At 73.5% G+C, this 13015-nt stretch carries 8 protein-coding genes and 1 pseudogene; 6 read left to right on the top strand and 3 right to left on the bottom strand.

Features of this window, described 5'->3' with window-relative positions:
• Positions 1-86 precede the first annotated feature (86 nt).
• The 5 genes from JK361_RS30515 to JK361_RS30495 all read left to right on the top strand — a co-directional run bounded on the left by JK361_RS30515 (position 87) and on the right by JK361_RS30495 (position 10372).
• Positions 87-3503, top strand: coding sequence for a DUF4132 domain-containing protein (locus tag JK361_RS30515; RefSeq protein WP_307787358.1), 3417 nt, complete (start codon positions 87-89; stop codon positions 3501-3503).
• Positions 3500-4597, top strand: coding sequence for an ATP-binding protein (locus tag JK361_RS30510; RefSeq protein WP_201824282.1), 1098 nt, complete (start codon positions 3500-3502; stop codon positions 4595-4597). The genes JK361_RS30515 and JK361_RS30510 overlap by 4 nt, the downstream gene beginning before the upstream one ends.
• A gap of 113 nt (positions 4598-4710) precedes the next feature.
• Entirely contained in the window at positions 4711-7020 is a 2310-nt protein-coding gene (locus JK361_RS30505) for a DUF5682 family protein (protein WP_201824340.1), read from the top strand.
• A 272-nt stretch (positions 7021-7292) separates the two neighbouring features.
• Positions 7293-8408 (top strand): VWA domain-containing protein, encoded by a 1116-nt coding sequence (locus JK361_RS30500; RefSeq protein ID WP_307787357.1) that lies wholly within the window; start codon positions 7293-7295, stop codon positions 8406-8408.
• A complete protein-coding gene (locus tag JK361_RS30495; protein ID WP_201824278.1) occupies positions 8405-10372 on the top strand; it encodes a YehQ family protein in 1968 nt (655 codons plus the stop codon). The genes JK361_RS30500 and JK361_RS30495 overlap by 4 nt, the downstream gene beginning before the upstream one ends.
• Before the next feature lie 96 nt (positions 10373-10468).
• Here the strand turns inward: JK361_RS30495 and JK361_RS30490 are convergent, their stop codons facing one another.
• The 3 genes from JK361_RS30490 to JK361_RS30480 form a co-directional block, all read right to left on the bottom strand.
• Positions 10469-11215 (bottom strand): SAM-dependent methyltransferase, encoded by a 747-nt coding sequence (locus JK361_RS30490; RefSeq protein WP_201824276.1) that lies wholly within the window; start codon positions 11213-11215, stop codon positions 10469-10471.
• Positions 11216-11406: 191 nt separating this feature from the next.
• Complete coding sequence (locus tag JK361_RS30485) at positions 11407-12063, bottom strand: M15 family metallopeptidase (protein ID WP_201824274.1); 657 nt, start codon at positions 12061-12063, stop codon at positions 11407-11409.
• Between the two features lie 153 nt (positions 12064-12216).
• A complete protein-coding gene (locus JK361_RS30480; RefSeq protein ID WP_236053807.1) occupies positions 12217-12459 on the bottom strand; it encodes a hypothetical protein in 243 nt (80 codons plus the stop codon).
• A 133-nt stretch (positions 12460-12592) separates the two neighbouring features.
• Here JK361_RS30480 and JK361_RS30475 point away from each other — a divergent pair.
• A pseudogene (locus tag JK361_RS30475) lies at positions 12593-12925 on the top strand (S8 family serine peptidase); the annotation flags it as partial.
• Positions 12926-13015 lie beyond the last annotated feature (90 nt).

Below are 13015 nucleotides of genomic sequence, written 5' to 3'. Positions count from 1 at the left end.
GTCGGGGCGTTGTCAGTCGCTCCGGATACCGTGACGGCCATCTGATCAAGCGATCGATCCCGTCAGGGGTCGGCGGAGGAGGGGCTGTGCGGCGCACGGAGTCGGTCGGGGAAGGCCCGGCGAACGGGCAGGTCGAGGGGGAGGCTCCCGGGGCCGTCGGACAGCCGGCGGCAAAGGGCGGGCCGGTCGCGTTGCCCGACGAGGAGACGTTCCGGATGCCGGCCGCCTGGCGGCGGCTGGTGTATCCGCGGCGAGGCGGGATCGAGCGGAGCGTCGCCGGGCTGCACCCCGAGGCCGCACAGCGGACCGCGTTCCGGCTGCACGAGGAGGCCGGCTGGATCGAGGCCATGCTCACCGCCCCGAAGAGCGACCCGCGTATCGTCGAGGCCACCAGGGCCCACCTGGAGGGCCGCCACAACCCCCTGGGCGCTGCCGTGGTGGCGGCGCTGACCTTCCACTGGCAGTACCCGGACGGCATCCAGGTCGACGCCTGGGTCCGCGCCCACGGCCTGGCGTTCGCCGCTCAGGCCGTGGTCGAGTACTTCGACGTCGTCCCGAACTACCACCAGTACGGCGGCCGCCGCGAGGACCCCTGGCTCGGCTTCCGCACGGGCGCGACCACCGGCAACGACTGGGCGCGGTCGAAATTCGCCGACCGCGTGCGCGCCCTGCTGACCGTCGCCGACGAGGACACCTACCGGGAGACGGTCGCCGCACTGGCCGGCTGCCGGACCGGCGTACGCCGCCGCATCGTCGTGTCCTACCTGCTGCCCACCGAACAGGAATGGGTCGACGAGTGCTGCGTCGACGTGCAGCAGGCCGACGAACTGCTGCGGGCGATGCTGCTGTGCTCGCTGAACTCCCCGGAGCAGCTGAAGCACTTCGGCCGCCGCGCGGGCCTCGTCTGGAACGGCTGGACGACGGCGCTCGTCGCCACCCTCGCCGAGGGCACCGGCAAGGCCTTCGCCCCGCTCCTCGACGAGGCCCTCGACCGCGCCTACAACTCCGAGCAGACCAAGGCATTCGCGAACGTCGTGGTCGAACTGCCGACGGACGAGGCGTTCGGCCTTCTGCTGGACCGCGTCGACGACAAGCACGTCCGCCCGCACCTGCTGGAGGCGATGCGCCGGTACCCGGTGCGCGCCCTGCGCCTGCTGGGCGCGACGGCGACCGGCTCCGGCAGGCACGCGTCGATGACCGGACAGCTGCTCGTCGCGCACGTCCTCGCGCACGCCGAACTGACCGCGGCCGTGCTGCCCGAGCTGCCCGCAGAGGTCGCCGACCACGTGTCGTCCCACCTCGACCGCACCGACCGGGTGGCCGACGCTCCGGCCGAGGCGCTGCCCCCGCTGCTGGTCAGCCCGCCGTGGGCGGGAAAGCGCAAGGCCCGCAAGCCACGCGTGGCCGCCGAGACACCCGCGACCCCGGAGCCGCGGGTGGTGTGGCAGCCGGGCGAACAGGAGGCCTGGGCCAAGGCCGACACCCGCAACGGCAGCTGGCGCGTCGGTTACGACTGGTCCCGCGAGATCGAGTACCTCCTGCAGACCGGCCGGCTCGGAAGCTTCTGGGACGTGCGCCTGTTCGTCGACGGCCCCGAGGACGTCGTACGGCCGCTGCTCGCCGACTACGCCCCGGAGAACTACTGGGGTGGCGAGACGGTGCTGAAGCCGGTCGTCGCCAAGCACGGTGAGGCCGCCCTGCCACTGGTGCACCGCGCCGCGGTCCGGCACCCGAGCACACTGGGCGAGCTGCTGCTGCCGTACCGGGACGCCGAGGTCGCCGCATTGGTGTGCGACTGGCTGGCGCGGCTGCGGTCCGCCGACGCCACCGCCCGCGCCTGGCTGACCCGGCACGGCCTGGACGCGGTGCCCTTCCTCCTCCCGCACGCGGTGGGGCCGGTCGGCAGCGTCCGGCGAGGCGCGGAGCGGGCGCTGCGGCTGCTCGCGGACGCGCACGGCGACGCGGCGGTCTCGGCGGCCGTCGCCGGGTGCGGGGAGGAGGCCGCGGGCATCGTCGAGGAGATACTGGCCGTCGACCCGCTGGTCAGCGCCCTGCCCGTACGCCTGCCCACGATCGGCGCCTGGGCGGATCCGGTACTGCTGCCGCAGATCCTGCTCAACGACGGCGCCGCCCTGCCCGCCGACTCGGTCCGCAACGCCCTGATGCTGCTTGCCCTGTCCAAGCCCGGCGAGGTCTACCCGGGCTTGGAGGTGCTGACCGCGCACTGCACCGCCGACTCCCTCGCCGCCTTCGCCTGGGGCCTGTTCGAGCAGTGGCGGCTGGTCGGCATGCCGCCCAAGGAGAACTGGGCGCTGCACGCGCTCGGCTGGCTCGGCGACGACGACACGGTGCGCCGGCTCACGCCCGTCGTGCGGTCCTGGCCCGGCGACGGCGGCCACCACCGCGCCGTGGAGGGCCTGACCGTGCTCGCGACCATCGGCACCGACGTGGCGCTGATGCACCTGCACGGCATCTCCCAGCGGGTTCCCTTCAAGGCACTCAAACTGCGCGCCCAGGAGAAGATCGCCGAGGTCGCCGAGGGGCTGGGTCTGACCGGGGAGCAGCTGGGGGACCGGCTCGTGCCCGACTTCGGCCTCGACGCGCAGGGCAGCACCGTCATCGACTACGGCCCCCGGCAGTTCACCGTGGGCTTCGACGAGCAGCTGCGCCCCTACGTCCGGGACGCCGACGGCAAGCAGCGCAAGGCGCTGCCCACACCCGGCGTCAAGGACGATCCGGAGCTGGCCCCGGCCGAGCGGAAGCGGTTCGCCGCGCTCAAGAAGGACGTCCGCACCGTCGCCGCCGACCAGGTGCGGCGCCTGGAGGCGGCGATGGTGACGCAACGCACCTGGACCGCCGCGGAGTTCCGCGAACTGTTCGTAGCCCATCCACTGGTCTGGCACCTGGTGCGCCGCCTGGTCTGGATCGCCGAAACCGGCGGCACCGCGACGGCCTTCCGGGTGGCGGAGGACCGCACCTTCGCCGACGTCCACGACGACGAGCTGACACTGCCCGACGGGACGACGGTCCGTGTGGCGCACCCGCTGCACCTGGCGGACGACCTCGACGCGTGGTCGGAGCTGTTCGCCGACTACGAGATCCTCCAGCCGTTCACGCAGCTGGGCCGGGCCGTGCTCGCACTGACCGACGAGGAGGCAGCAGGCCACCGGCTGACCCGGTTCGAGGGCGCGAAGGTGCCGGTGGGCAAGCTGCTCGGCCTCACCAAGCGGGGCTGGGAACGCGGCATCCCGCAGGACGCGGGCGTGGAGCGCTGGTTCCACCGCCGCATCGACGACGACCACTACGTGGTCATCGGACTCGACGAAGGCATCGCCGTCGGCACGCCGGACATGTTCCCCGACCAGACCTTCGAATACGTCTGGCTCGACTCCGCGCCCGGCGACTACTGGCCCAGCCGGGAGCACACGCTGCGCTTCGGCGACCTCGACCCGGTCATCGCCTCCGAAGTCCTCGCCGACCTCACCGAGGTGACCGCCAAGTGACCGCCACCGTCGAAGAGGCCGGCGAGGCGCTGCTCCAGCGCCCGCCCGCCGAGGTCCGCCACGCCGAGGAACTGGCCGCCCTGCGCGCCACGGACCAAGATCCCCGCCCGCCGGGCTGGCAGCTGAGCATGCGGGCGGCCCGCCGGTTCATCGTCGGCGACGAACAGGACGGCATCAGCCGCAAGTTCGTCGGCAACGTCTCCCTCGTGGAGCGGGCCCTGGTGACCCTGGCCACCAACCGCGGCCTGATGCTCGTCGGCGAGCCCGGCACCGCCAAGTCGCTGCTGTCGGAGCTGATCGCGGCGGCCGTCAGCGGCAGCAGCGCGCTCACCGTGCAGGGCGGCGCGGCCACCACCGAGGACCAGATCAAGTACTCCTGGAACTACGCGCTGCTGGTCTCCGAAGGCCCCTCCGCCCGCTCCCTGGTTCCCGCGCCGATGCTCCGCGGCATGGCCGAGGGCCGGATCGTACGGTTCGAGGAGATCACCCGCTGCCCGCTGGAGGTGCAGGACTGCCTGCTCTCCCTGCTCTCCGACCGGGTCATCACCATTCCCGAACTGGACGGGCCCCAGGGCCTGGTCTTCGCCCGGCAGGGCTTCAACGTCATCGCCACCGCCAACACCCGCGACCGGGGAGTCAACGAGATGAGCGCCGCCCTCAAACGGCGCTTCAACTTCGAGACTGTCTTCCCCATCGCCGACTTCGAGACCGAACTCGGGCTGGTGGAGGCCGAGGCCGCGGAGCTGCTGCGGCAGTCCGGGGTGGAGCCGCCACCGCGCCGGGACGTGCTGGAGGTGCTGGTCGCCACCTTCCGCGAACTGCGGGGTGCCGCGGCGCAGGGCGAGCGGATGTCGACGGTGATGAGCACCGCGGAGGCCGTGTCCGTGGCCCACGCCGTGGGCGTGCGGGCCTGGTTCCTGCGCGGCGAACCGGGCGGCGCCGCCGACGTGGTGGCCTGCCTGGCGGGTACGGCCGCGAAGGACAGCCCCGAGGACCTCGCCCGGCTGCGCCGCTTCCTGCAACAGGAGGCACCCCGCCGGCAGGGCCCGCAGTGGCAGGCCCTGCACGAGGCCCGTCACCTGCTGGCGGACTGATGCCGGCCCCGGCGTCGAAACGGTCGGCGGCCGAGACGCGGCGGGCGCAAAGGACCGCGCCTCAGCCCGCCGTCTTCCTCGGCGTACGCCACCACTCACCCGCCTGCGCACATCTGGTCGCCCACACGATCCGGACGCTGCGGCCGGCCTTCGTACTGGTGGAGGGCCCGGCGGACATGAACGACCGGCTGGACGAGCTGCTGCTCGAACACACCATGCCCATCGCCGTGTTCAGCCACTACCGCGACGACCGTCGCGTCGCCACGTCCTGGACACCGCTGTGCGACTACTCCCCGGAGTGGATCGCGCTGCGGGAGGGCCGGGCGGCCGGTGCCGAGGTACGGTTCGTCGACCTGCCCGCCTGGCATCCGGCCGTCGCCGGCCACACCGACCGGTACGCCAACCGCTACGCGGACGCGGAGGCACGGTACGCGGAGGCCACCCGCAGACTGTGCCGGCACTTCGCCGTGGACTCCGTGGACGCCTTGTGGGACGGGCTGTTCGAGGTGACGGAGCCGGGCACGGACCCGCAGGAGCTGCGCGCCCGACTCGACACCTACTTCGACCTGGTGCGCGGCGACGCGGAGGCGGACGCCGGGGACCGGGCACGCGAGGAGTACATGGCCTCCTGGGTGCGCGCGGCGTCGGCCCACGCCGGCGACCGGCCGGTGCTGGTGGTCACCGGCGGTTTCCACCAGCCGGCCCTGCGGGCGCTGACCGCACGGCACGCGGATGCCCCGGCCGACTGGCCCGCCGTGCCCGAGCCGCCCGACGGCGCGGTCGGCGGCAGCTTCCTCGTGCCGTACACCTTCCGGCAGTTGGACGCCTTCGCCGGGTACCAGTCCGGCATGCCCTCGCCCGGCTACTACCAGCGGCTGTGGGAGACGGGCCCGACGGTCGCCGGGCAGGACCTGTCGCGGGCGGTCACCGAGCGGCTGCGGGCCCGGCGGATCCCGCTGTCCACGGCCGATCTGATCGCCGCCCGCTCACTGTCGCAGGGCCTGGCCCGGCTGCGTGGCCACCCGTACGAGACCAGGGTGGACGTCCTCGACGGCCTGGCCGGCGCGCTGATCGCCGACGACCTGGACCGGCCGCTGCCATGGACGGCACGGGGCACCCTGGGCGCGGGCACCCATCCGGTGGTGGTGGAGATGGTCGCCGCCTGCACCGGCGAGGCAGTGGGCCGGCTGCACCCGGACACGCCGCTGCCGCCGCTGGTGCACGACGTGGCCGCGCACCTCGCCCACTTCGGGCTGACGGACGCGGAGGCAACGGTCAGGCTCGACCTGACCCGTCAGGGAGACCTGCACCGCAGTCGCGTCCTGCACCGACTGCGCGTGCTGGAAGTGCCGGGCTTCACCCGTGTCTCGGGCCCGGCCGACGGGACCGACCCGGTGTTCAACGAGGTGTGGGAATCCCGCCCGGCGGGAGCCGGGCGGGAGGCCGCGCTGATCGAGGCCGGGGCCTACGGCGCACGCTTGGACGAGGCGGCCGCGGCGCTGCTCGGTGAGCGCATGCGCGCGGCGGGCCCGGAGGTCGGGGCGCTGGCAGGGCTGCTGTTCGACGCCGTGCTGTGCGGGGCCGGTCCGCTCTGCGCCGATGTGCTGGCGGCGCTCGCGGCCAAGGTGGGGCAGGTCGGGGACCTCGGCCCGCTCGGCGAGATCCTGTCCGCGGCGCTGGGTCTGTGGCGGCACGACCGGGTCTTCGGCACGGCCCGGGACCGGCTGCTGGGCGGGGTGGTGGGCAGCTCCGTCGACCGGGTGTTCCGGCTGGCGGAGGGGCTGCACGGCGGCCCCGGGGTGGACCTGGCCGCACTGCGCGCGCTGGCGGCCGCGCGGGATGCGCTGCGGCACGCGCCCGGCCTGCTCTCGGTATCCCCTGCCTTCGCCGCCGAGGCCGGCGCCCGCATCAGCCGCGACCCGCACGCCCCGCCCGGTCTGCGCGGCGCCGCTTTCGGCCTGCGCTGGGCACTGGGCGTCCCGGACGATCCCGGGCCCGTGGTGCGGGCGCTCGCCGCGGCCGCGGTGGACACCCTCGGTGACTGGCTGACCGGGCTCTTCACGGTGGCCCGCGAGGAGGTCGCACACGGCACCACGGCCGGGGAACACTCCCTGGTGGACCTCGTCGACGACGTCGTATCGGCACTGACCGAGGCCGACTTCCTCATCGCACTGCCCGCGCTCCGCCAGGCCTTCGCCTTCTTCCCACCTCGCGAACGCGAGCGCATCGCCGAGCGCCTGCTTCAGCGCCGTGGACTGCGCGGCTCGGCCCGCTCCCTGCTGCGCACCCCCGCCGACCCCCTGCTGCTGGCCCGCGCCGGAGCCCTGGAGAAGAACGTGACCCGACTGCTGGACCGCCACGGCCTGGGGGCGCCCACCGTGAGCCCGGTCGTCCCCGCCCCTGCCCGGAAGGCGGGCCGATGAACCCCGCACAGAACCAACCGTCTTCGGCACCGATCGACACCCAGCACCCTGCCCCGTCCGGATCCGCGCCGATCCCTGCCCCGGCACCGGCATCGTCCGGCTCCGCGCTGACCCCTGCCTCGACACCGGCATCATCCGGATCCGGGCCGATCCCTGCCCCTGCCCCGGCACCGGCATCGTCCGGCCCCCCGGCGGTTCCCGTCCCCGCCCCGACACCGCCACCGTCCGACATCCCTCCCGTCCCCGACCCCGGACTGGAGCGCTGGCGGCTCGTGCTCGGCGCCCCCGCCGAACGCTGCACCGGCCCACTGCACGGCGCGTCCGCGACCCGGGACGCCGCATTGGAGTGGCTGTACGGCCGCGACGAGGACCTGCGCCGCCGCGGGGTGCGCCGTGGGACGGCCGAGTCCCGCGAGGGCGGCAGCGGACCGTCCCGGCTGACCGCCGTGGACTGGCTCGACGACATCCACCGCCTCTTCCCGAAGGAGACCGTGGAGCGGCTGGAACGCGACGCGGTGGAACAGTACGAGATCCACGAGATCGTCACCGACCCGGACGTCCTCGCCCGAGTCGAGCCCAGCCAGACCCTGCTGCGGGCCGTCCTGCGCACCAAGCACCTGATGAACCCGCAGGTGCTGGCGGCGGCCCGGCGGATCGTGGAGACGGTCGTACGCCAGCTGATGGAACGTCTGGAGCCGCAGGTGCAGCGGTCGTTCACCGGATCCCGCTCCCGCCGCCCCAGCCGGCTGCCCCTCGCCCGTGACTTCGACTTCCGTGGCACCATCCGCGCCAACCTCGCCCACTACCAGCCGGACGAACGCCGCATCCTCATCCAGCGGCCGCACTTCCACTCCCGCACCCACCGCCACCTGGAGCAGTGGCAACTGATGCTGCTGGTGGACCAGTCGGGTTCCATGGCCGGCTCGGTGATCCACTCGGCGGTCACGGCCGCCTGCCTGTGGAGCCTGACGGGCCTGAAAACCCATCTGGTCGCCTTCGACACGGCGGTGGTGGACCTGACCTCCGATGTGACGGACCCGGTGGAACTGCTGATGCGCGTCCAGCTGGGCGGAGGCACCGACATCGCCCGCGCCGTCGACTACGCCGCATCCCTCGTGGAGAACCCACGGCGCACGATCGTCGCCCTCATCTCCGACTTCTACGAGGGTGGCGACCCGTTCCGCCTGGTGCGCACCGTGCGGCAACTGGTCGAACAGGGCACCACCGTGCTGTGTCTGGCCGCCCTCGACGAGGCCGCCGACCCGGTCTACGACCGGGACCTGGCCGGACGGCTGGCGGCCGTGGGCGCCCCGGTGGGAGCGATGACTCCCGGCCGGCTCGCGGAGTTCGTCGCACAACACCTCGGCCGGGGAGGGCAGGCCCGATGACCCGCACCGACCTGCTGGCGCTGACGCCTGACACGCTCGCCTCGCTCTCCAACCGCGGCCTGGTCAAACGCGCCGAGAAGGACCTCGCGGCGGGATCCGGCCCGGTGGTGACCAGCAGCGACGACGGCACGGTACGGGGCACCTTCCCGGACGGCACCGCGACCGCCCTGCCCCCGGGCAGCGGCCTGGACGCGGCCGACTGCTCCTGCGCCGCGACGGGAGTGTGCCGGCACCGCATAGGGCTGGTGCTGGCCTACCAGCGCGGCACGCAGGAGGAGACACCGGAGGCCGCGGAGCCACTGGCCAACTGGTCACCCGGCGAGTTCGACGACGACGCCCTGGCCGCCGCGCTGGGCCGCACCGCCCTGACCGCCGCCCACCGCACCCGCGCCCGCGGCTACACCGCGCGCGTGCACCGCCCCACCGCCGAGGATCCGGCGCCGCGCGCGGAACTGCCCACCTGCACCGTCCGCTTCCCGGTCCCACGCGAGCTGGGCTACGCCCTCACCGACGCGGCCGCCGCGCTGCGCGCCGAGGTCATCACCCTGGCGGTGTGGGCCTTCCGCGCCGCGGACGCCGAGCAGGCCACCGAGGTGTCCGTCGGCGGTCGCACCGTGGACGGCCGTGCGACGGTGACGGCCGCCGCGGACGAGGCGCTGCGCGCGGCGGTCGCACTCGCCGACGAACTTCTCCTGGACGGCGTGCAGCAGGCGGGCCCGGTGTTCGCGGGCTCGCTGCGCCGCGCCGGGCGCGACCTGGCCGCCACCTCCCAGCACTGGCCCGCGGGAGCGGTGGCCGCCCTGCGGGAACAACTCGACGCGTACGCAGACCGTTCGACCCGCTACACCTCCGGACGGCTGGCCGCGCTGCTCGCCGAACTCCACGCCCGGCACCGGGCCGCCGGTCAGGACCCGGTCGGGGTGCTGGGCACCGCCGAGGCACCGGTGACACCGCTGCGACGGGTACGGCTGGTGGCGCTCGGCTGCCGGATCGGCGGCACCGCGCGGGACCGTACGGCCGAGACGTACTTCGCGCATGCCGACGCGGGGGTCGCCCTGGTCCTGCGCACGCGCTGGGACCTGACGGAGGACCGGTGCCCGACGGGCCACGACCTGTCCGAGCGCCGCCTGCTCGGCTCCCCGCTGCGCGCGCTGGCCACCGCGAACGTCGTCAGCGAGCACACCGCGCGCGCCGCAGACCGCACGGTCACCCTCTCCCGCGGGCGGATCGCCGCGACGAGCGTCACGCCGGTCGGCTCGGCCTGGACGGAACTCCCGGAGAGCCTGCTGGTGCGGGACGCCGCCGCGCACCTGCGGGCGGCGGGCGACCGCCCGCCGCGGCTGATCCGGCCCCGGGTCGAGGCCGACGCCGTACGGGTGGTCATGGTGGACGGGGTCGACGAGATCGGCTACGACCCCGCCGGGCAACGTCTCGAAGCGGTGCTCCGCGACCCGGCCGGCAACGGCGTCCATCTGCACGCCGAATACAACCCGCTGTGCCCCGGCGGACTCGACGCCCTGGCGGCGGCTCTGCGCGACGGCGGGATCCGCGCCGTAAGCGGCATGCTGGGCCGGACCCGTGGCCGTACCGTGCTGGACCCGCTGGCCGTGCTGACCGCCCGGGGCGTGACGGTCCCCGACCTGGCCCCCGGCGCCGGCGACACCACGCTCGAAGCGACCGCGCGCCGCCCGGCCGACCCGATCACGGAGGCCCTGGAGGCGGCCCTCACGGCTCTGGCGGACGCGGCCCACCAGGGCCTGCGCCGCTTGACCCCCGCGACCCGCGCGGCGCTCGGCGACAGTGCGGGTCGTCTGCGCCGCACCGGCCTGCACTCCGCGGCCGGCCTCCTGGACGACCTGAGCCGCAACCTGCACGTCCAGGGTGCCCCCGCAGCCGTCCCGCACTGGGTCACGGCCCAGATCCGCCTGACGACGAGCCTGGACCTGCACCAGGAGGACGGCTAGCGGGTCCCTGCCCGTGGCGAGGCCGCGGCCGCTTGGTCCGACATCGTGCCGGGGGCCGGGGGAGGGGCCGGCGGGATGCCGGCCCCTCGGGCGTGGTCAGCGGCGCATGAGTGCGAAGACGCCCCAGCCCAGGTACTCGCGTTCGTAGCGTGCGTAGCGGACGGGGTCGGTGTCGAGCTCCTCCCGCAGTGTGGGGGCGAGTTCGTCGTCGGGGTTGCCGTCCAGCCAGCGGCGGATGTTGAGCCACTGGGCTGCGCGGTAACGGTCCCAGCTGTCCTGGTCGGCGAGCACCATCTCGACCACGTGGTAGCCGAGTGCGCCGAACTGCTCGATCAGTCCGGCCAGCGAGGCGAAGTCCTCACGTTTTTCGGCATGACAGGCTTCGACGGCCTCCTGGTCCGGGGGCTCGCGCCGCCAGAACGGCTCGCCGATCAGGATCGTCCCGCCCGGCCGGAGACTGCTCTCCAGCAGACGGACCGTGCCGGGGACGCCGCCGCCGATCCAGGTGGCACCGATACAGGCCGCGATGTCGACGGGTGCCTCGGCGACATGATCGGAGGCATCGCCGTGGACGAACGTGATCCGGTCGGCGACACCGAGTTCGCGGGCCCGGTCGCGGGCGCGGGCGGTGAACACCGTACTGATGTCCACTCCGGTGCCGGTGATCCGGTGGTCGCGGGCCCAGGTGCACAGCATCTCGCCCGATCCGGAGGCCAGGTCGAGCACGCGCGCTCCGGGCGCCGGCCCGAGCGCCCGGCCGAGCGTGGCCAGCTTCTCGCCGGTGAACGGGTTGTGGATGCGGTGGCTGCTCTCGCGGATGGTGAAACTACGTGGGAGATCCACTCCGGGGGTTCCTTCGGTCGGAAGATGTCGGGGCATTCGCTCGCGGCTTCCTCGAGTCGGCCGCGTCCGCCTGGACACCCATCCCCTGCACCCCACTCACTCGCACGATCGGCAACGCGGTCAAGCTATGCGCCTGTACCCCCACTGTCCACCGACTTTCGGGCAGGGGGCGCCCCGCGCGAGGTGCGCGGTCAGTCGAGTTCCCTGGGCCCGTAGTGTGCGGCCGCCGCTCCGGTCCGCAAGGCCCAGTAGCGGTCTCCGTACGACCAGTGCCACCACTCCGTCGGGTAGTTCACCAGGCCGGCGGCGGTGAGCGCGGTGCTCAGGATCTCCCGGTGCGAGCGGGCCTCGTCGCTGATGTTGTCGGCCTGTGTGTAGCAGGCGCCCGCGCTCTCCTCCGGAGTGGCGTTCATACGGGTGCCCAGATCGAGTTCACGCCCGTCCGCATCGGCGAGAGTCAGGTCGACGGCCGCCCCGGCGCTGTGCGGTGCGATCTCCGGAGGCGAGACGTAGCGGCTGGCCGCCGAACGGACCTGCTCGGCCGGCCATTGCGGGTTCTCGGCACGCAACCGTTCCGCGTACGAGTCGAAGTAGCGACGCTGGAGGGAGGGCGAGCGGTACCCCTCGACGAACAGCAGCCGTATCCCCGAGGGCAGTCGGGCCTGAGCCTCCAGGAGCCGGCCGAGCACTCCTTCCCGCAGATGGGCGAAGGCACCGGCGGAGTCCTGCTCCTTGCGCCCGTCCACCAGCAGGGCGCTGTCCCGGCGGACGTCCACGAACCGTTCACCGCACTCCTGGACCGGCACGGCCGAGACCAACGGGTCGGCCATCAGAACGATCTCAGTCATGCCGCGAATCATCTCGCAGAGCTCTGCGCCGCCGCGAAGCCTTCGTCTCGGCACCCGTCTCGGAACCGTCCTGGTATCCGTCTCGGCACACGGCGAACGTCGTCACGAAGGCGGGGTGCCGGCGACCTGCGGTGCCGGCCACCTGCAGTGCCGTCAACCGAGGTACGTCACCTGTAGAACCTTGATCGTCTTGAGTGCGTGTCCGACGAGCAGGACGGCGAACGCCTGGTCGGTGACGATCATCCGCATGACACCGTCGTCCTCACCGTAGGGTTCCGTCGCGAGGACGGGATCCTGGCAGGCGGCGGCGAACGCGAGCGTGAGGGGCTCGCTCGCGACGGCCGGCATGGCTCCGTGGACGGCCTCGGCGGCAGGGTCGTAGGTGAGGCGGTACATCACGCACTGCTCCTGAAGGCACGACGATGTGATGGCAGCAGCAGCGATCCCCCCCATCCCCGACCGGGAGGATAGCGGCTCGGCCACCCCACGTGCCGTCCGATACGAAAATCGAGCGGCGATGCAGGGCACCCGGCGCTCCAGCTCCAACTACGGACCCTGCACCGACCTTTCTGCCCCCGGCACCTCCGTCACCTCGGCCTGGAACACCGGTGACACGGCCACCGACACCATCTCCGGCACATCCCTGGCGGCCCCGCACGTCGCCGGCGCCGCCGCGCTGTGGCTGTCGGCCCACCCCACCGCCACACCCGGGGACGTCCGGGCCGCGCTGATCGACAGCGCCACCGCCGGAAAGATCAAGGACGCGCACGCTCACGTCCCTCCGCTCGCCACCTATCCGGCAGCCCCGCGGCTGCTCCCGTCGCCTCGTCCGTCCCGCAGTACGACCACCTGGTCGTGGTGATGACACCCGGATCGAACTGGTGTCCCTCGAACTGCTGACCAACGCTGCCGTGCGCGTCCGCAGCCGACTGACCGCCGTGCTCCCCCTGGA

Source organism: Streptomyces musisoli (genome assembly GCF_016741855.1).
Taxonomy (GTDB): Bacteria; Actinomycetota; Actinomycetes; order Streptomycetales; family Streptomycetaceae; genus Streptomyces; species Streptomyces musisoli.
This window is presented reverse-complemented; position numbering and strand designations above follow the sequence as displayed.